Source organism: Pseudothermotoga elfii DSM 9442 = NBRC 107921, from assembly GCF_000504085.1.
Lineage (GTDB): Bacteria > Thermotogota > Thermotogae > Thermotogales > DSM-5069 > Pseudothermotoga_B > Pseudothermotoga_B elfii.
In genome coordinates, this window is record NC_022792.1 from 493,872 (window position 1) to 514,674 (window position 20,803).

At 39.8% G+C, this 20,803-nt stretch carries 16 protein-coding genes and 1 other annotated feature (1 of these 17 running past the window's edge); of the genes, 9 read left to right on the plus strand and 7 right to left on the minus strand.

Annotated elements, in window-relative coordinates; translation table 11 throughout:
• Nucleotides 1–13, plus strand: a sequence feature (ribosomal protein L10 leader region); it begins 126 nt to the left of the window's first position.
• A 10-nt stretch (nt 14–23) separates the two neighbouring features.
• The 4 genes from rplJ (at nt 24) to TEL01S_RS02360 (ending at nt 9,629) form a co-directional block, all read left to right on the plus strand.
• Nucleotides 24–566 (plus strand): 50S ribosomal protein L10, encoded by a 543-nt coding sequence (gene rplJ / locus TEL01S_RS02345; RefSeq protein WP_028843414.1) that lies wholly within the window; start codon nt 24–26, stop codon nt 564–566.
• Between the two features lie 15 nt (nt 567–581).
• A complete protein-coding gene (gene rplL / locus TEL01S_RS02350) occupies nt 582–971 on the plus strand; it encodes a 50S ribosomal protein L7/L12 (protein WP_012002524.1) in 390 nt (129 codons plus the stop codon).
• A 162-nt stretch (nt 972–1,133) separates the two neighbouring features.
• Nucleotides 1,134–4,652 carry a DNA-directed RNA polymerase subunit beta gene (gene rpoB, locus TEL01S_RS02355; RefSeq protein ID WP_012002525.1) on the plus strand — a complete coding sequence of 1,173 codons (3,519 nt, stop codon included), beginning with the start codon at nt 1,134–1,136 and terminating at the stop codon, nt 4,650–4,652.
• Nucleotides 4,653–4,676: 24 nt separating this feature from the next.
• On the plus strand, nt 4,677–9,629 hold the full coding sequence (locus TEL01S_RS02360; RefSeq protein ID WP_012002526.1) for a DNA-directed RNA polymerase subunit beta': 4,953 nt from the start codon (nt 4,677–4,679) through the stop codon (nt 9,627–9,629).
• Between the two features lie 28 nt (nt 9,630–9,657).
• Here the strand turns inward: TEL01S_RS02360 and TEL01S_RS02365 are convergent, their stop codons facing one another.
• Nucleotides 9,658–10,725, minus strand: a complete 1,068-nt coding sequence (locus TEL01S_RS02365) for a THUMP domain-containing class I SAM-dependent RNA methyltransferase (protein ID WP_028843413.1) — start codon at nt 10,723–10,725, stop codon at nt 9,658–9,660.
• Between the two features lie 75 nt (nt 10,726–10,800).
• Here TEL01S_RS02365 and TEL01S_RS02370 point away from each other — a divergent pair, with 75 nt between their 5' ends.
• The 5 genes from TEL01S_RS02370 to TEL01S_RS02390 all read left to right on the plus strand — a co-directional run bounded on the left by TEL01S_RS02370 (nt 10,801) and on the right by TEL01S_RS02390 (nt 15,993).
• Nucleotides 10,801–12,189, plus strand: coding sequence for a TldD/PmbA family protein (locus TEL01S_RS02370; RefSeq protein WP_012002528.1), 1,389 nt, complete (start codon nt 10,801–10,803; stop codon nt 12,187–12,189).
• Complete coding sequence (locus TEL01S_RS02375) at nt 12,186–13,511, plus strand: TldD/PmbA family protein (RefSeq protein WP_012002529.1); 1,326 nt, start codon at nt 12,186–12,188, stop codon at nt 13,509–13,511. The genes TEL01S_RS02370 and TEL01S_RS02375 overlap by 4 nt, the downstream gene beginning before the upstream one ends.
• A gap of 243 nt (nt 13,512–13,754) precedes the next feature.
• The gene (locus tag TEL01S_RS02380) at nt 13,755–14,513 is read left to right on the plus strand and encodes a transporter substrate-binding domain-containing protein (protein WP_012002530.1); all 759 of its coding nucleotides are present in this window, start codon (nt 13,755–13,757) and stop codon (nt 14,511–14,513) included.
• 32 nt (nt 14,514–14,545) lie between these two features.
• Nucleotides 14,546–15,265, plus strand: coding sequence for an amino acid ABC transporter permease (locus TEL01S_RS02385; RefSeq protein WP_012002531.1), 720 nt, complete (start codon nt 14,546–14,548; stop codon nt 15,263–15,265).
• A complete protein-coding gene (locus tag TEL01S_RS02390) occupies nt 15,262–15,993 on the plus strand; it encodes an amino acid ABC transporter ATP-binding protein (RefSeq protein WP_028843412.1) in 732 nt (243 codons plus the stop codon). The genes TEL01S_RS02385 and TEL01S_RS02390 overlap by 4 nt, the downstream gene beginning before the upstream one ends.
• Here the strand turns inward: TEL01S_RS02390 and TEL01S_RS02395 are convergent, their stop codons facing one another.
• Genes TEL01S_RS02395 through TEL01S_RS02420 form a run of 6 tightly spaced genes read right to left on the minus strand, consistent with a single transcriptional unit; the run spans nt 15,994 to nt 20,772 of the window.
• Entirely contained in the window at nt 15,994–16,629 is a 636-nt protein-coding gene (locus tag TEL01S_RS02395; RefSeq protein ID WP_012002533.1) for an ABC transporter ATP-binding protein, read from the minus strand.
• 23 nt (nt 16,630–16,652) lie between these two features.
• A complete protein-coding gene (gene dnaN, locus TEL01S_RS02400; protein ID WP_012002534.1) occupies nt 16,653–17,756 on the minus strand; it encodes a DNA polymerase III subunit beta in 1,104 nt (367 codons plus the stop codon).
• Nucleotides 17,749–18,660 (minus strand): hypothetical protein, encoded by a 912-nt coding sequence (locus tag TEL01S_RS02405; RefSeq protein ID WP_012002535.1) that lies wholly within the window; start codon nt 18,658–18,660, stop codon nt 17,749–17,751. The genes dnaN and TEL01S_RS02405 overlap by 8 nt, the downstream gene beginning before the upstream one ends.
• A complete protein-coding gene (gene kamA, locus TEL01S_RS02410; protein ID WP_012002536.1) occupies nt 18,645–19,904 on the minus strand; it encodes a lysine 2,3-aminomutase in 1,260 nt (419 codons plus the stop codon). Before kamA ends, TEL01S_RS02405 begins: the two co-directional genes overlap by 16 nt.
• Nucleotides 19,905–19,915: 11 nt before the next feature.
• The gene (locus TEL01S_RS02415; protein ID WP_012002537.1) at nt 19,916–20,392 is read right to left on the minus strand and encodes a restriction endonuclease; all 477 of its coding nucleotides are present in this window, start codon (nt 20,390–20,392) and stop codon (nt 19,916–19,918) included.
• On the minus strand, nt 20,389–20,772 hold the full coding sequence (locus TEL01S_RS02420) for a hypothetical protein (protein ID WP_012002538.1): 384 nt from the start codon (nt 20,770–20,772) through the stop codon (nt 20,389–20,391). Before TEL01S_RS02420 ends, TEL01S_RS02415 begins: the two co-directional genes overlap by 4 nt.
• Nucleotides 20,773–20,803: the final 31 nt, after the last annotated feature.

Below are 20,803 nucleotides of genomic sequence, written 5' to 3' on the forward strand. Positions count from 1 at the left end.
TTTTATTGAAAGGAGGTGCAAAATTGATAACGAGACAACAAAAAGAGGCAGTTCTTGAAAAACTGGAAAATGACTTTTCCAACTCGTCGCTTGTAATGTTCATTAATTACTCAGGATTCAATGTCGCTATGATGAGAGATCTAAGAAGAAGGTTGTACTCTAAATATGAACGTGAAGCTCGCTTTACGGTTGCGAAAAACACTTTGATAGGCCGTGCCCTTTCAAAAGTTGGTTATGCAGAAAAAGACTTTCAAAGTATACTTGCAGGACCAACGGCGGTGCTTTATGTTCTGTCTGATGATCCTATTGAAGCAATAAAGATCACTCACTCTTTTTCGAAAGAGAAAAAACTCGAAGGAATATTTAAAGGTGGATTTCTGGAAGGAAACTATTTTACCGCTGATGACGTAAGCAAATTGGCATCGTTGCCTACAAAGGAAGAATTGTATGCAATGGTCGTTGGAAGAGTGCAAGCTCCTCTGACAAATCTTGTTTATGTTCTGAGTGGCACTATAAGAAAGCTTTTGTATGCTTTGAATGCAATACATGATAAGAAATCGAAATGATGGAGGTGTGGTAAAATGAATGTAGAGCAGATTGTGGAAGCTATTGAAAAACTAACAGTTGCGGAGCTCGCAGAGCTTGTTAAGGCATTAGAGGAAAAATTTGGCGTAAGTGCGGCTGCCCCCATAGCAGTGGCTGCTGCAGCAGCACCTGCTGCAGGCGCGCAACAGGCTCAGGCCGAAGAAAAGACAGAATTTGATGTTTTGTTAAAAGGCTTTGGCAGCAACAAGATAGGTGTTATCAAAGTTGTCAGAGAAATAACCGGTCTTGGTTTGAAAGAGGCAAAAGATCTGGTCGAGAAGGCCGGAAGTCCAGATGCGATTGTAAAAAGTGGTATTCCTAAAAATGAAGCAGAAGACATAAAAAAGAAGCTCGAAGAGGCTGGCGCCGAGGTTACTTTGAAATAGTGTGAAAAGCTTTTCTTATAGGCAAAGAAAATGTATCAAACCTATACCAGCATCGCTGGTATAGGTTGTTTTGTGTTAACATACTTTGGTGTCTCTACTCTTTAATGGTACCTCATGTTTTCGGCTCCTGAGAAATATTTTACCGCAAAACGAGGTGATTTGATGCGAACCGTTTGTTACGGGAAGAGGGAACGTCTCACCTTTGGCCGCATCCATGATGCTGTGAAAGTTCCAAATCTCATATCAATTCAAATTGATTCTTACAAAGATTTTCTTGAGAATGGATTAATAGAAGTCCTCAAGAAATTCTCTCCAATTACTTCTCAACCTCACAAAGGTGATTTGAAAAAAGGTGAAAAAGGATTCGTCTTGGAATTTGTTTCAACAAAAGTGGGACAACCAAACGCGCCCGTTGAAGAATGCAAACAAAAAGGGCTTACTTACACTGTCCCGGTTTACACCACAGTACGTATTACTGATGTAAATACTGGTGAGATGAGAGAAGAAGAGGCTTTCCTTGGTTCGATACCGCACATGACTGAAAATGGAACATTTATAATTAACGGTGCGGAAAGAGTTATTGTCAGTCAACTTGTGAGAGCGCCCGGTGTTTACTTTGTTGATGAAATTCCGAAAACTCAGGTTGTATCTCCAATTTATGTTGCTCATTTTCTACCTGTAAGAGGTGCGTGGCTGGAATTACTCTACTACAGCGCAGACAATATGTTTTATGCGAGAATTGACAGAAAAAGACGTATAAATCTCTTTTTGCTGTTTAAAGCATTGGGGTTCACTGACGACCTTGAAATTTTGGACCTCTTTCCTGATCCGATTGATGCTGACGATGAATACACTATGGAAAAAGCTGTTGGATCAATAATTCTCCATGATGTTGTTTTAGATGGAAAGAAAATTGTAGAAAGAGGTGGGGTTTTAACTAAGGCAGCATCACAGGCTATTTTAGAATCCAAAATAGCAACCGTAGTGAGAGCGCATCCTGCTGCCCAAAAGACCCTGGAAAAGATGGTAGATACCTATGGGGAAGTTGATTCTTCCAAAGCGTACGTAGAGATTTTTAGAAAGTTGAAGCCGGGAGAGATTCCCAGGGTTAACACAGCAAAAGCATATTTGACGAGTTTATATTTCAGCACCGAGAGATTTGAACTGTCTGATGTTGGAAGATACAAGATAAACAAGAGATTGACTCAGGCTTACAGAAGATATCTCGCTCAAGTTAAAGGACTTCCAGAAGAAGAAGTCGAATCAGTGGAATATAATCCTGAAGATCCTGTTTTAACACCTATGGATATAGTACTTGCAAGTAGATATTTGCTTGATGTAAGTAAAAATCCGGAAATAATGGACACAAAAGACCATCTTGGAAACAAAAGGGTCAGAACTGTCGGTGAATTAATAAAATTGGAGTTTGAAAGAGCCTTTGCTCGTGCTCAGAGATTAATTCAAGAACGCTTGACGCTTTATGCTTCACTCGACAAGATATCTATTCAGAGCCTGATAAATGTAAAAACGATAATAGCTGGTATCAATCAATTTTTTGCAACCAGTCCGCTATCCCAGTTTATGGAACAGGTTAATCCACTTGCCGAATTAACACATAAAAGGAGATTAACTGCAGTGGGCCCAGGCGGATTGAAAAGAGAGCGAGCTCGATTCGAAGTTAGGGACGTGCATCATTCTCATTATGGAAGGATGTGCCCAATAGAAACACCCGAAGGTGCAAACATAGGTCTTATAACTTCATTAGCGGTGTATGCGAATATTGACAAATTTGGTTTTTTAACCACTCCATATAGAAAAGTTGTCAATGGGGTTGTTACCAGTGAAATCGTTTATCTGACAGCCGATGAAGAAGAACATTACAATATAGCTCCGTGCACAATCAAGATTGACAAAGATGGCAGAATACTTGATGAAAGAGTTCCTGTGCGATTCATGGAAAGATTGCAGTTTGTTGAGAAAAATAAAGTCCAATTCATGGATGTTTCAACAAAGCAAATAGTGAGCGTTTCAACATCACTTATTCCATTCCTCGAGCATGATGATGCAAATAGAGCTTTAATGGGATCAAATATGCAGAGACAAGCAGTTCCTCTTGTGAAACCCGAAGCTCCGTTTGTTGCTACTGGTGTCGAGTATGATGCGGCACTTTACTCTGGTTATGTTGTTCAAGCCAAATACAGCGGTAGAGTTAAGAAAGTTGATTCAAGAAAAATAGTTATTGAAAGAATGGATGAAAATGGTAAACCTGTTTTGAAAAATGGTAAACCTGTTCTGGATGAATACAGATTAATGAAATTCATGAGAACAAATCAAGATACAACGGTAAATCAACGTCCAATAGTAGATATTGGAGACATAGTAAAGGCAGGGGACGTGATTGCAGATGGTCCGGCAACTGATATGGGAGAACTCGCACTCGGGAAAAATGTACTGGTTGCTTTCATGCCATGGGAAGGGTACAATTTCGAAGATGCGATATTGGTAAGCGAAGAACTTTTGGAAGAGGACACCTTCACTTCAATTCACATAGAAGTTTACGAGACTCAGGCCAGAGATACAAGACTTGGACCAGAAGAAATAACAGTTGATATTCCCAACGTGAGTAAAGAAGCGCTGAGAAACCTCGATGAAAATGGAATAGTCAGGGTAGGTGCTTATGTTGGACCCCAGGATATTCTGGTTGGTAAGGTAACACCAAAAGGTGAAGGTGAAACTACACCCGAGGAGAAGATCATAAGATCTGTTTTTGGCGAACGAGGAAAAGATGTTAAAGATACTTCACTCAGGCTTCCTCATGGAACCGATGGCAGAGTTATAGATGTTAAAGTGTTCGATAAAGACGAAGAAACAGATCTTGGTGCAGGGGTCAACAAACTGGTTAAGGTTTATGTCGCTTGTCGAAAGACTCTCGAAGTTGGAGACAAACTTGCTGGAAGACATGGAAACAAAGGTGTGGTATCAAAAATTCTTCCAAAAGAAGATATGCCATTTTTACCCGATGGTACGCCTGTTCAGCTGGTTTTGAGCCCACTTGGAGTGCCATCAAGAATGAATGTTGGTCAGATACTTGAAACACATCTTGGTTGGCTTGCTAAACTTACGCGAAACTGGTTTGCAACACCTGTCTTTGATGGTGCCAAGGAAAATGAGATATTGCCGTGGTTATATGAGGAAAGACGGGCAGTTGGTCTTGAAGAAGGAGATAGTGATAATGAACCTTCAGGCAAAGTTGTGCTGAGGGATGGAAGAACTGGTGAGTCATTTGCAGAGCCAATTGTCGTTGGTTATATATATATGATGAAGCTGGTTCATATTGCGAAGGACAAGATACATGCCCGTTCAACAGGACCATATTCTCTAATACATCAACAGCCTCTTGGAGGTAAGGCACAGTTTGGTGGCCAAAGATTTGGTGAAATGGAAGTTTGGGCTCTGGAGGCACATGGAGCTGCGCATACGCTCAATGAAATGCTCACCATTAAATCTGATGATATAAAAGGCAGGAACGAGGTTTACAAGGCTATCCTCAAAGGCAAGAATATACCAGAACCCGGTATACCAGAAAGTTTTCGTGTTTTGATCAAAGAGTTAAGAGGACTTGCTCTTGATATCAGGGTGTACGACGAGAATGGCAACGAAATTGATATTGACCGGGTTTGAGAAACCTGCCGAGGAGGGGAACGTATGGCGATATCAACTTTTAAGAGAAAAATTGCTTCAGTGAGAGTAAGTGTAGCTTCTCCAGAAATTATTCGTGCATGGTCAAGTGGAGAAGTGAAAAAACCGGAAACTATAAACTACAGGTCTTTTAAACCAGAGAGAGATGGTTTATTTTGTGAAAAGATTTTCGGACCAACGAAAGATTATGAATGCGCCTGCGGTAAGTACAAAGGAAAAAAGTATGAAGGCACTGTGTGTGAAAGATGTGGTGTCAGAGTTGAGTCAAAAGAAGCTCGCAGGAAGAAAATGGGCCATATTGAGCTTGCTGCGCCGGTTGTTCACGTTTGGTATCTCAAGAGCAGCCCAAGCATACTTTCAACTCTGTTGAATATACCGGCTCGCGATCTTGAAAACATAGTTTATCATGGAAGCAGAAGAATTATTGAACGCAGTTATATAATCACAGATTCAAAAAAGACACAATTTGCCGCTGGTGATGTTCTCTATGAGACAGAATATGAGGTTTACAAAAAGGTTTTAGATTTCGACGCTGAAATTGCTGTAACTGTTAAAAATCCAAAATCACCAGTTGTTTCTGATATTGATGGTGAAGTGTCTATAAAGTCAGAACAAACCAACACAGGGCGGGAGATTATCTGGATAACCGTCAAGGATAGTAAGAAAATTCCCATTCAGCTCCAGCCTGGTATGATTCTACTCTCCAAAAATGGCCAAGAGGTCAAAGAAGGGACAATATTAGTACCTGAAAAGCAAATCGCCCCATTTTATGCACCTTTTGATGGAACAGTGGAGATAGACGAAATCGCTTCAACTTTGACTATTAAACCACTTACTACAAGTAAAGAACAACCGGTGACTGTTACCATACCATACTGTGTAAGAGTTCTGGTAAAAAATGGTAGCAAAGTCAAGGCAGCGGATGAATTATTGAGCGGAGGAACAATACCTGCAATTACAAGTCCTGCCTCAGGAAAAGTTGTTTTTGGAAAAGAGCTCAATGTTAGACCGCTGGAAGATGACACTTACGAAGTGCTATCAGCGGGTATGCTTTATGTCGAGCAGCTCATTCAAGAAAAGCGGTACCCGATTTTTGAAGGGTCACTTCCATATGTGAATGATGGGGACAAAGTAAAAGCAGGAGATTACTTAGCTGATAGATTTTTATTTGAAGATGAGGTTCTGTCAGCTCATGAATATAAGATTTTTGAAGACTATTACCCACAGCAATTCACCGTAGAAGCTGAAGTCGAGAATGATAGACCAATTGTTGCGGTAACCGAAATAGACGATGAACTTTCAAAGGAAACAGGCCTTTCTGTGGGTTCTATCATAACAGAAAGCGAATATGAAGCTTATAAAGAGCTGTATCCGGGGAAAATCGAAGCACATTATGGAGCAGCCGCTGTCAAAAAGCTTCTTGAAAAAATAGACCTTGAGAAATTGAAAGCTCAGATCGAATCGGAACTTTCACAATTGCCAAGAAGCAGCGGAAAGGCTCTCAAATTATTGAAGAGGTTGAAGATCGTAAAAAACCTCATTAAATCGGGAACAAAACCTGAATGGATGGTTCTTGAAGCAGTGCCAGTCATACCTCCTGAACTCAGGCCAATGATTCAAATAGATGGAGGTAGATTTGCCACAACAGATTTAAATGATTTATACAGGAGGGTAATAAACAGGAACAACAGATTAAGAAGGCTTTTAGACTTGAATGCACCAGATATCATAGTAAGAAACGAGAAGAGAATGCTTCAGGAATCTGTTGATAGTCTTATTTACAATGGAAGGATAGGAAAGGCTGTTGCAGATAGAAACGGAAGAGCCCTCAAGTCTTTGACAGATCTTGTTAAGGGTAAGAAGGGTCGATTTAGAAGAAATTTACTTGGAAAACGTGTGGATTATTCAGGAAGAGCTGTTATTGTCGTTGGGCCTGATTTGAAAATACACCAGTGCGGTTTACCAAAGAAGATGGCTATGGAGTTGTTCAGGCCGTTTGTACTTGCACAGCTGCTGAAAGAAGGCGGAGAATCAAGTAAAACGGCACGTAAGATGAAAAAGGCAATTATAGAAAAGGAAATGCCTGAGGCTTGGGATATTCTTGAAGAGGTGATAAAAGGTCATCCAGTGCTGCTCAACCGCGCCCCAACATTGCATCGCATGTCTATACAGGCATTTGAACCAAAGTTGATAGAAGGTAACGCAATACAGTTGCACCCACTGGTTTGTCCACCTTTCAACGCGGATTTTGATGGGGACCAGATGGCAGTTCATGTTCCACTTTCAGCAGCTGCACAGGCAGAGGCCAAATATCTGATGCTGTCAAGATACAATATAATATCTCCTGCGCATGGAAAACCGATTTCTATGCCCGGAAAAGATATAATCGTTGGTGTTTACTATCTGACTGCTATTGGAAAAGATTTTGATGATGTTAAAACCGAGGAGATTCGATATCGATTTGGCTCAACAGAAGAAGCTATTCTTGCATATTCTCTGGGTTATGTTGATCTTCATACGCCTGTTCTCGCAAAGGTGAAAGTTTCTGATCAGGAAAAAATTGTTAAAACGACTGTAGGAAGGATTATTTTCAATGAGATAATTCTTCCCGATCTGAGAGATTATACGCGTGTTTTTGGAAAAAAAGAGATAAAGAATCTTATATACGATACTTTCAAGCGCCACGGTATAGATGCAACCGCGGATCTTCTTGATGACATGAAAGATCTTGGTTTTCATTACGCTACAGTTTCTGGATTGACCATATCTTTGAAAGATTTGATTGTTTCACCGAAAAAAGATGAGATAATCAGAGGAGCTGAGCAAAGAGTCGAACAGGTTGAAGAGGAATATAGAAGAGGCTTTCTTACTTTTGATGAAAGATATAGAGAAATAATAAAGATCTGGAATAAAGCAACAGAGGATGTACAGTTTGTTACTCAGCAGGCTCTCGGTGAAAATCCGTTCAATCCGATTTTCATGATGGTCAATTCCGGTGCAAGAGGTAATATAGATCAGGTAAAACAGCTTGCAGGTATGCGGGGCTTAATGGCTGATCCTTCCGGAAAAACGATAGAAATACCTATCATATCTAATTTCCGTGAAGGCTTAACAAGTATGGAATTCTTTATATCAACACATGGTGCAAGAAAAGGAGCAGCCGATACAGCTTTAAGGACATCATCTGCAGGATATCTAACCCGCAGATTAGTCGACGTGGCACAGAGTATAGTTATAACAACAACTGATTGTGGTACGCATGAAGGTTTAAAAGCTGTAGAACTTATCAGTGATGATCTCACTGTGCAGAAACTGAAAGATTTTCTCTTTGGAAGGGTTCTTTCAAGGGATGTTGTTGATCCATTGACAGGAGAGGTTATCAAAAATCCGGTGACAGGAAGAGAATATGTTAGGAATGCCATGCTTTCTGATGAAGATGCCGAGTTTCTGGCTGAGTACGTGGTTTCTGTGCCTGTCAGTGTTGAGCAGGTACTGGACTTACAAGGCCTCCAGCTTCCGCACTGTTATGCAGAAGTATGTGAGGAAATCAGAACAGTTGACGGAGTTTATTATGAAGAGGGAACAGAACTTAACTGGGATGTTGTCAGAAATGCTAAGAATGCTGGCAAAAAGCAGCTCAAAATAAAGATGTACCCGGTAGTTGGTACTATTTCCGAACAAGTTATTAAAGATAAAAAGGGCGAAAAGGAACTGGTGGTCCTTCGAGAAGAAATAGACGAATTAACAGCAAAGATTCTGGAAGAAAATGGAGTAAGTCAGATCAAAGTTAGACCCAATATCTATGTCCGGTCAGTGCTTACATGCGAAGCAGAAAAAGGTGTTTGCGCAATGTGTTATGGCATGGATTTGTCCAATCACAAAGTTGTCAATGTTGGTGAAGCGGTTGGTATAATTGCAGCGCAGTCTATAGGTGAGCCTGGAACTCAACTGACCATGAGAACCTTTCACACGGGTGGAATAGCTACTACAGCAGATATAACTCAGGGGTTGCCGAGAGCTGAAGAGCTTTTCGAAGCAAGGAAAAAACTTAAAGAACCTGAGGGAATTTTCAGTACTGAAACAGGCTTTGTGAAAGATATTAAAGAAGTGGAAGGAAGGCAGAAAATCTACATTGAAGATTATTCGGGAGGTATACACGAATACGAAGTTCCGGAGAAAACCAAAGTGAAGGTTAGGATTGGTCAGAAGGTCTTACCTGGAACACCACTCACGACAGGGGCAATCAGACTTAGAAAATTAATGGATACACTTGGAGTTGAGGCAACGGCAATGTATTTATTGAAAGAAACGCAGAAAGTCTACGTAGAGCAGGGTGTCGAGATACACAATAAGCACTTTGAGATTATCATAAAACAAATGCTTGGCAGAGTTGAAATAGTTGATCCGGGAGATACAGATTTTCTGCCAGGCCAACTTATGACTATATCTGAAGCTGAGAAAATAAACGAGAAAATTTTGAGAGAAAATGCAAATGCCCAAAGCAATAGAAATTTTGTTCTGGGTAAAATACTTGCGAAAAAGGTAGTTGCAAAAGTTAGTGATGAAGTTGAAGAAATAGCATCTGAGGGAACAGAAGTAACTGAAGAAATTCTTGAAAAGGCCGTGGAATCTGGCGTAAAGGAAATATGCATATATGATGAAGGCAAACAGATTACATATCAAATTGCTCCTAAGGAACCTATGAGGTACAGGCGAAGGCTTTTGAGGATAACAAAAGCATCCCTTGAGCAAAAAGGCTGGCTCAGTGCGGCTTCATTCCAACAAACACCGCAGGTTTTAACTGAAGCTGCTGTTGAGGGAAGTATAGATTTGCTTGAAGGCCTGAAAGAAAATGTTATAGTTGGACAACTGGTGCCAGCTGGAACTGGCCTTGAAACTTTTGCAAATATCCAAATAGAAGAAACACCGAGAGCTGCTGAAGCAGAAAAAATGGCTTAAAGAAGGGGCTTTTGCCCCTTCTTTGATTTCAAAAGATGTAACACCAGGTCCACAAACCGCTGTTTTGAAATCTGAATTTTCTTTGCAATTTTATTGAGATCATTTTTTGTAAATCTTCTCTTGGGGTTATCAGACATAACCGGGCATCTGGAAAGATTTTTCTCAATTTTGAGAGTTTTCTGTAGAAACTTGCATTTCCTTCTCTCATTCTTAAACCAAATGGTGGATTAGTGACAATGTGTAGTTTTTCATGGAATATGGGTAATTTTTCAAAATCGCTGCAGTGAAATCTCACATATTTTTTTACACCAGCTCTTATGGCGTTTTCATTTGCCACTTGCAAAATATCCGGGTTTTTGTCGTACCCTATCGCCACTGTTCGCTTGCATTCATGCTGGTTGACAATCGATGGTTTTAAATCTTTAAACAATGGCCAGTTTTCAAATGAAAAACTTCGTTTGTTATTTTGCATTTGTAAAGCAATTCTCGCAGCTTCAATTGCTATGGTACCACTACCACAGAATGGATCGATCAGCGGAACCTCCTGATCCCACCCGCTTATCAGTATCAGGGCGGCTGCTATTGTTTCACGCAATGGGGCAGATGAGGTTTTCATTCTGTAACCTCTTTTGCTCAGGCTGTTTTTACCTGTTGTGTCAAGCATTAGACTGACAAAATTGTTTTTTATGTATATGTACATTGGATATATAATACCATCGGGCTGATTGTCGGATTTTATTTTGCTGTAAATGGCTTTCTTCACAATTGAAGCTACGGCCCCTTTTGCGGATAGTTTTGAGTTTGTAATCTTTACTTTTTCAACCACTATTGTTCCTCTTTTATGTACCAGTTCATTCCAATTAGCGCTAAAAGTTCCTTCGAATAATTCATCGAAGGTTTCTGATGGAAAATCTGTTACATTGATCATCACCCTGTCAGCACTTTTTAAATAAAGATTCAGTTTAGGGATATCGATCAGATGGCCATCAAAATGAACATGACCAGATGTTGTTGTTTTGATTTTGAAACCGAGTTTTTTTAATTCAATACACGGAGCTTTTTCCAATCCAGCACTGCAAAGTACAACTAACTCCATTTTTTCACCTCTGGCCATAATTTTAGCATTATAAATCTTTGAATGATAGAATAAATATTTGAGGAGGTGCAAAAATTGCTTGATGAGAAAGTTGTTCAGGACGTAATAGTTTATGGAATTAAAAAAGGTGCCGAATTTGTGGAAATATTCTCTGAAGACAGGACCAGCACGGTTATGACGATGACGGATGGAAGAATCGACACAGCCAGTAGTGACAGAGAATTCGGAATAGGGTTGAGGCTTTTCAAAAATGATCAGCAGGTGTATGCCTACACAAATGTTTTTGCCAGAGAACAACTCATTTCAATGGTGGATAGGCTTATACAGGCTTTGTCGGCAGGCAATGGAAGCGAAAAAAAGATTGATATGACAAGAAATGATGTGAAAAACAATCATTTAATATTTTATTATCCACAGGAAGTTTCAAAAACTGACAAAGCGAGAATAATGAAATTGGCGTATGAAGGTGCCAAGGGTTATTCAAGCCTTATAACGCAAGTTCTTATCAGATATTGGGATTACGATCAAAAAGTGTTCATAGCTAACTCTGATGGTTTGATCGCTGAGGATCGCAGAGTCAGGACGAGGTTAATGGTCAATGCTGTGGCTTCAAAAGACGGGGAGCAGGAATCTGGATTTTATGGACCAGGGGCAGCTATGGGTATAGAATTTTTCAATTTATTCAATCCTCATGATATAGGTGCTGAGGCAGCGAGGGTAGCTGACAGAATGGTAAAAGCAGATCATGCGCCGGCGGGGAAAATGCCTGTTGTGATTGCAAATGAATTTGGCGGAGTAATCTTTCACGAAGCTTGTGGGCATGCGCTTGAGGCAACCTCTGTTGCAAAAGGTGCCTCGGTCTTTGCTAGAAAATTAAATCAAAAAGTTGCTGCCGAATGTGTTTCGGCTGTTGACGATGGAACAATCCCTAATGCTTGGGGTTCTGCGAATATCGATGATGAAGGCACGCCAACACAACGTAATGTGCTGATAGAAAATGGTGTTCTGAAATCGTATCTGGTTGATCGGTTCCATGCAAAGAAAATGGGAATGAAGCCAAATGGTTGTGGCAGAAGACAAAGTTATAAATTTGCACCGACTTCCAGAATGAGTAATACTTTTATATTACCGGGCAAACATCTTCCAGAAGAAATAATTGCTGCAACTGAATACGGGCTTTATGCGAAAAAAATGGGTGGCGGATCAGTGCATCCTTCAACAGGGGAGTTTAATTTTGCTGTAGCAGAAGGTTATTTGATAGAAAAAGGGAGGATCACAAAGCCAGTACGGGGTGCAACGCTTATCGGTAAAGGAACAGATGTTATAGCAAAAATAGATATGGTTGCCAACGATTTAGCTAGAGGCCAGGGAATGTGTGGATCGATTTCAGGAAGTATTCCAGCGGACGTTGGTCAACCCACTATACGGGTAAGCGAACTCATTGTTGGGGGGCGAAACAAATGAAAATAGATGATTTTAGAGATAAGGTGTTTCTTCTGGCAAAGAAGAAGGGATTTGATGACAGTCAATTACTTTTAACTAACAGAAAAGAGTTTGGTGTAGTCATCAGTAAGCAAAATATAGAAAACTACACAGATGCCGAATCTTTCAAAATAGTATTTAAGGGTATTAAAAATGGCAAATCATCATTTTCAACCAGTGAAATCCTTGATGAAAAAACTGCGGAATTTCTCGTCGAAAGCGCATATGAGAATCTGGAAGTTACCGATACTCTTGAAGAAGATGTGATTTACGATGGCTCAGGAGAATATTCACCTGCCCAAAATTTTGTGGATGAATTCGAGCGGATATCAGTTAAAGAAAAAATAGATTTTGCAAAAATGATGGAACAGAAGGCGCTTTCTGTTGATAAAAGAATAACAATGGTCATAATGAGTGCGTATGAGCATGAAAGACGTAACATAACACTCTTTAATACCAGTGGCCTACAATTGAAGGAAAGTACTGGCCTTGGAGCTGCTTTCATTTATCTGATTGCTTCGGATGGTCAGAAGCCAAAGAGAGGGACAAAGGTTTGTTTTGCTTCAAAACCATCAGATATAGATTTTGAAGAGGTAGTTTCTCAAGCAGCCAATGAAGCTCTTTCACAGCTTGGTGCAAGTAGTGTTTCTTCTGGAAAATATCGGGCGATTCTGCGACGTGATGTCTTTGCGGAACTGTTCACGGCGTTTTTGCCGATTTTCTCTGCTGAAAATGTACAGAAAGGTCTATCCCCCCTTAAGGGAAAGCTTGGTGTACAGATTGCGAGTGAAAAATTGACACTGATAGAAGATCCTCTTTCGAACAAAACACCTGTTCGGAGATCATTTGATAATGAAGGTGTTCCAACAATGAAAAAAGAATTTGTTAAGGATGGTACTTTAACTACATATTTTCATTCTCTCAAATCAGCGAAAAAAGATGGAGTCTTACCAACAGGTAATGTCTTTGAGAGCAAATGCGTCCCATTAAACGTTATTGTAGAACCAGGCAGTAAAAGTTTTGATGATTTGCTGAAGGAACTTGATAGTGGTCTTGTTATAACAGCGCTTGATGGATTGCATTCTGGTGTGAGAACTGTTTCAGGGGATTTTTCGGTGAGTGCACTTGGATATCAAGTTGAAGGCGGAAAGATAGTCAAGCCAGTTGAACAAATTACTATCTCCGGGAACTTCATCGACCTGCTCAGGCGTATAGAAGGGGTAGGAAATGACATTAAGCTCGTTTCTGATTCATTCTATACTCCTTCTGTACTGGTCGAGTTTTTGGATGTAGCTGGAGATTAAAAACAGGTTGACATGTGTGCTTTAATGTAGTATTATTTTGGAAAAATAGTGATAGGAGTTGCTCAAATGTTTATAAATTTATTTGAAAAGAAAGCATCTCAAATGATAAAGCATTACAACAGAGGCAGCCCGGTTTTCTTCCCGGGTAGCATCTGTTGTGGTGCTGCTTAAAGGGAAGATAGAGAAAAAACCGGGCTGCTGAAAAGTAGCCCGGTTTTTTTTATATCACAGGAGGTGATTTTGGTGAGAAGGTTTTTTGTCATTTTAATTGTAACCGCTCTCTTGTTTACAGGTTTGGCTTCTTTGATCGATGATATTCAGAAAAGAGGCGTACTCAGAGTTGGTCAGGATGAAGGATATATGCCGCTCTATGGTACTGATGAAAAAGGTGAGCGAGTTGGACTTGAAGTTGAACTTATAAACAAAATAGCAGAAATACTTGGAGTAAAGGTAGAGTACGTAATTGTCAACTGGGATGGAATCATACCGGCTTTAATTTCCGGAAAGTTCGACATTATCTTCTCTGGTATGACTATCACGCCAGAGAGAGCTTTAAAGGTGAATTTTTCAGCGCCGTATTTAACAGTTGGTCAGGCAATTCTCTACAACAAAAGTGTTTTTAAGACACCACCAACCTATCAAGATTTGGCTGATAAGCCTGTAAAGATAGCTGTCCAGCTGGGAACAACGGGAGAATTTACTGCAAGAAGAAAATTTCCAAAGGCTGAGATTTTAACTTTCTCTACTATGGATGAAGCAGCCTTTCAGGTAGTTTCGAAACGCGCGGATATAATGGTTAATGATTCTATCTATGTCAAATTTCTCACTCAAAAATATGAAACCCTTGGTATGACAAACGAACTCTTGAGCAGAGAAGATCTTGGAATAGCTATCAGAAAAGGAGACATGGAGGCTCTAAGATGGTTTGATACTTTTGTTCAGTGGGCGAAAACCAGTGGTCTGATAGAAGAATTGCATCAGAAGTGGCTTGGCAACGAGTGAGGGCCCTGCCCTCACTTTTGGAGGTGGTAGCAGTGAAAAAAGTTTATGCCATTGCCATGACGGCAGGAGTTATGATTGCAATTTATCTTGCAATTTCCCGGGTCTATCCTTTCGACTGGACAGTTGTTCTGAAATATCGTCGTGTGTTCATAAATGGTTTGGTAATGACTATGAGTTTAAGTGGGTTTTCACTGCTTATTTCATTTGCTGTGGGGATAGTTTTCGCTCTTATGAGAAGGTCAAGTGGTATTTTCAGAGAATTTGCGATACTATACGTTTTTTTCTTCAGGAACACCCCCTTACTTGTTGTGATTTTGCTGACTTACTATGGTCTTGGAAGTATAATTCCATTCGATAGATTCTGGGCGGCTGTGATGGGTTTATCTGCTTTTGAAGGAGCATATATTGCGGAAATTGTAAGATCTGGTCTTGATGCAGTTGATAAAGGCGAACTTGAAGCAGCTTTTTCACTTGGTTTAACAAAATCAGAAGTTTTCTTCTATGTACATTTTCCCCAGGCAATAAGAATTTCCTTGCCAGCACTTATCGGGCAATCTATAAGTCTTGTGAAAGACAGTTCGTTAGCCTCTGTGATAGCGCTTGCCGAATTAACCATGACGGGCAGGCAGGTTGGTACACAAACACTCGCTTCTTTTGAAAGTTACTTGACTATAGCTGTTTTTTATGTGGCGGTTACAAGCATTTTGTCTTTGATTGGGCACTGGCTTGAAAGGAGGCTTGCTATACCGTGAGTTTATTGAAGGTTGTTGATGTTCACAAATCTTTTGGAAATACAAAGGTGCTAAACGGTGTTTCCTTGCAAGTGGATAAGAGTGAAATAGTTGTAATAATGGGGCCTTCTGGTGCTGGTAAATCTACGCTTTTGAGAATTATGAATTATTTAGTAAAACCAGATGAAGGATATATCCTCTTCAAGGGCGAAAAACTTTCAGATGATATGAGAGTTCTCAGGCAGATAAGATCTCAAATAGGTTTTGTTTTTCAGCATTTTAATCTATTCAGACATTTAACAGTCGTGCAGAATGTTATGCTGGGTTTATTGAGAGTTAAAAAACTTTCTAAAAGTGAAGCTTATGACGTAGCCATGAACTGCCTTGAAATGGTTGGTTTGTCTGACAAGGCGCGGAGTTATCCATCACAACTGTCAGGAGGGCAGAAGCAAAGAGTTGCTATAGCAAGAGCACTTGCAATGAAACCGGATTTGATTCTTTTTGATGAACCAACATCAGCTTTAGATCCAACTCTTGTCAATGAAGTACATCAGGTTATGAAAAAATTAGCAGCGGATGGTCACACGATGGTCGTGGTGACGCATGAAATAGGGTTTGCGAGGAATGTCGCAACGAGAATTGTTTATATGGAGAATGGAGTAATAATCGAAGAGGGAAATCCAGTTGACTTTTTCACTTGCCCCCACACGACAAATGTGAGAGATTTTCTTTCAAGTGTTTACACGTGATTATGTAAGATCTTTTAGTACCTGATCCGTGCTGCCATAAAGCAGCACTTTGCCTTTTTCCAGCACAACAACAGAATCGGCTATTTCCCTTACTTCTTTTTCGCTGTGAGTGCTCAAGATGATTGAAGTCCCCTGATTTCTCATCCCGCTGAGTATCTCAATAAGAGCCATTTTTGCTTCTCTATCAAGACCTGTTGTCGGTTCATCCAGTATCAATAATTCTGGTTTTCCTATGAGTGCGATTGCTATCATAAGTCTTTGTTTCATACCCTTGGAGAGAGTTCTTGCTGGTTTTTTTGCAGGGGATATAGAAAATTTCTGAATTATCTCCGATGGGTCAACTCTGACTTTCCTGAGAGTTGAAAAATGCCTTATATTTTCTACCGCACTCAGCTCTTCTATCAAAAATGAGGTTTCTGGAACAAATGCCATAATCTGGCGTAATTTTCGATAATCTCTTAAGATATCCAGCCCGTTTATGCTTATTGTTCCTCCATCCGGTTTTAGAATTGTTGCAAATATTCTTAACAAGGTAGATTTTCCTGCGGCATTCAACCCCAGAATAGCCACACTATTTGCACAAACATGAAATGAAACACTGTCAAGCGCTTTTCTCGCTGAAAAAGATTTATTCACTCTTTCACACAATATCTCCATGTTCAAACAATTCTTATCGGCATTATGATATACAAATATCCTTCAACATTTAGCGGATTGATCTGCAATGGGCTTGTGCTGTCGACAAAGTTAAGTTCGACTTCTTCTGTGTGGACATGTCTCATAGCTTCAAGCAAGAAAAGAGGGTTGAAGGCAATTGTTATATCTTCTCCTTCTTTTTTTATGGGAATTTCCTCATTTACCTCACCATAATCGGGGCTTCGACTGCTTAAGATCAATGTGTCTTCAGATATTTCAAGTCGAACTGATTCGCTTCCTCGTTTTGCAATGACCATTGTTCTTTTCAGAGCCTCAGATATTTCATCTCTTGGCAGAACAACTTTGCTCTTAAATGCCTTTGGTAGAACTTTTCTGTAGTCTGGAAAATCTATTTCTACCACTCTCATAACGGTTTCTATATCCTTGGTGTTCAGCGACAAGCGTTTTCCATCGTATCTTATAGTGATTTCTGAATCGAGGCAGCTTTCAACAATACTCTGCAGTTCTTTCATACTCTTCAGGGATATCAGAAAACTCGATTCTGATTGCGCATTTAATCTTTCTTCACTTAGTGCAAGCCTGAAGCCATCAGAAGCCACCAGCCTGAGAAAGCCATTGCCAATTTCCCAGAAGACCCCATTTAGATTTCTCATAAATTCATCCTTAGCAGCACAGAAAGTAACTCTCTCAATCATGTCGTTTATTGTTTTTGCATCCAGCATTAGAGTATTGCCTTCGGTGGTGAGTGAAATTTCTGGAAAATCTCCTGGGTCCATTGTCGGCAGGCGGAACTTGCTCCGTCCGCACTCTAAAGTCATCAGATTAGATGAGAATTCTAAGAGGACCTCTTCTTCGTTTGGCAAAGTTCTGACTATCTCATAAACAGTCTTTGCATCTACCGCAAACTTTCCTTCCCCATCTGCTTCAGATTCCATACGTGCTTTAACGCCAGTCTCCAGATCTGTAGCATGCAGAAAAGTTCCATCATGAGATATATCAAACAGAATACAGGCCATAATGGGTTTGATAGTTTTGGAAGGAATTGTTTTTGAGACGATCGAGATCTTACTGGTGAATTCCCCAACATTTGTTTTTAACCTAACCATCGTTATCCCTCCTGTGAGTGACATAGAGTATATCAACTGCCTTATAACCAAACGATTCCAATGTTTTACAGATTCGGATTTCGAGATCCGGCCTGTTGAAAAAATTCAAATAAATTCCTCTCACAAAAAGCTTTCTCATAGTATATATATTATCAAATTTTGAGGCAATACCGAAAAAGCTGAATGGATTCAGTAAACAGATTCTGATATCTCTCAATCTTTCAACAATTTCTTCTGTGATCACACCGGGCACAAAAATCCATTCGTATTTTTCGATGGTTTTTAAATCGTTCAGAAGTGATGAACCAAGATCTTTTACTTTGCCATCTGATGTTAATCCGCAAACAGTGTGTTTGTTTTCAAATAGCTTTTTTATCTGAAATGGAGCTAGTGGTATCATTAAAGATGAAAGTATGCGTTCGATAAATTTTTGCAACTCGACTGTGTTACTGTGATTACTTGTCCCTATAACTATGGCAATTTCTGCGTTATCTGCGAACCCGGCATGAACGATCCTGTCCAGTGCGCCATCAACGATGATGCTGTCAAATTCTTTCCTTTTCTGAATTGAAGAAATTACACTGGTATTTGCTCCAGCTATTACGACTTTTGATTCTACAAGGGCTCTGGCGAGGAAAACCGCCCCGGCTAATGGGTTATCTTCAAGCAATTCTAATAATTCAAAGTGAGAACCTTGAAGAAATTTTTCACAACTAACAACATATGTTCCCGCTGGTATTTGAATTGAAGGTTTTGGCACATTACTAAGTGTGTCAAGATTTTCCCCATCAAGCCCTATACTTGCGATGCAAGCATTTTTCATTTGCTTTAGCAAATGCTTAACAACTGTCGTCTTGCCCGCATTCTTGGTGTTGCCAATCACGTAGACTATTCTCTGTGCCAATTTTTTATCCTCCGAATTCTGTCGGCTGACTCTGGTATTAAATATCTTCTCTCGCCACTCAGCAATGAAGCGATCCCATCTGTGCTTTTTCTTTCCTCTTCTAAGTAATTGTCATTACATTCACTTTTGTAATTGCGTGGCTCGTGGTAGACAAATATTCCTCCTTCGTAATTTCTCAGAACAACTTTACCTTCACCCATTGAGATAAGATATTGAGGCTCCACGGGTATTTTTCCTCCACCACCAGGTGCATCTATAACGTAAGTTGGCACTGCAAATCCAGAGGTGTGCCCTCTGAGGTATTCGATTATTTCTATGCCTTTAGCCACAGTTGTTCTAAAATGTGAAAGGCCCCGCGATAGATCGCACTGATATATATAGTAAGGTCTTACACGATTTTTGACCAGTTCATGGACCAGTTTTTTCATGATTTGTGGGCAATCGTTGATACCTCTGAGTAAAACGCTCTGATTACCAAGGGGAATACCCGCATCTGCGAGCATGGAAAGAGCCCTGCGTGATTGAGGTGTAATTTCTTTTGGATGATTGAAATGTGTGTTCAACCAGATTGGATGGTACTTTTTCAGCATACTGGTCAATTCTTCTGTTATTCTCATTGGTAAAACCACAGGTACGCGGGTACCAATTCGTATGATTTCGACGTGTTCTATTTCTCTGATACGGCTTATTATGTTTTCTAATTTCTCTGTCGATAAAGTCAGAGGATCTCCGCCTGAGAGAAGTACATCTCTTATACGTTTGTTTTGCTTTATGTAATCAATAGCGCTGTTTAGAAGTTCGTCTGATAATGGAGAATCTGTTTCGCCTGCGAATCTTCTCCTGGTGCAATGCCTGCAGTACATCGAGCATTGATCAGTTATCAGTAGTAAAACGCGATCTGGATATCGATGTGTTAACCCCTTAACAGGAGAATCGACATCCTCGTGAAGGGGATCAATCATCTCTTCCTGTGAAATGTTAAGTTCTTTTGCAGTTGGAATTGCCTGCATTCGTATAGGGCATCTTGGGTTCTCCGGGTCCATCAGTGTAGCATAGTAGGGAGTTATTGCCATTCTCAAAAATTTCAGCGAATGTCTCACTCCTTCTCTTTCCTGGTCGGTTAGATTGACAACTTCTTGAAGAACATCAAGATTCATTATCCTGTTTCTCAATTGCCATTTCCAGTCGTTCCACTCATCTTCAGTAACATTCTTCCATAAAGAAATTTCCCTGAAATCTCTCATTTACTACCACCTCACAGAAATGTTTTCTTGCCATTCAACATGCTTTCAATATCGTTTTTTCCAATCAATATAACTTTTTTGACAAAAGTTTTTTTCTCTATTTCTTGTGCGAATTTCTTCAATGATTGTGGTATTTCTCCATTTGTTACTACGCCTATTCTATCTACTCCGTAGATGGCAGCGGCTACAAGTGCCTCTTCAAGAGCTTTCAATGTAATAGGATTAGAATAATATTTAATCTGAATAGCATACGAAACTTTCCTTTTTTTGATTATTAAATCTGCTCCAAAATCATGAGAACCCTTTGTTAAGGTTGATCGATATCCTGCATTTTTAAATACCTCAGCGATGAACTTTTCGAATTCCCACCCATCGCTGAAGCCAGTTTTCCACTTTTCTTTCAAAATGGTCGATTTTTTTCTTCTTTTAAAAGCATATAATAGCAAAAGGCACAAAAGCAAAATCAGTGTTATCCATATTAAAATCAAAGGAATCTTTCCTCCTGAACAAATTTTATTCGGTGTAATTTTTTTGTCTTGGACAATTTATTCAAGGCTTTTTGAGCATGCGGAGTAATTTCGGAGCAGTAAAGCTTTATTAACCTGGTATTTGATAAGAGAGCCATTACAACAGCTTTTTTAACATCTGCAAAATTCAGCGAATTTTCACATATCAAAACTATCTTTTTTTGAAAAGATTTTCTGTAAAGACCTATCCACGTTTTACCGGATTTAACACCTGCACAGCACTTCCAGCCAGAGTTTATAAGTGACTCACGAATGTTTTTTTCAGAAGATACAGGTTTTTTTGCTATTTTTACAAGAAGTATACTGATTATTATAAAAACAAGTATCTTAACCCAGAACATATTTTCACTCCACAATTAGACATTGTACAAC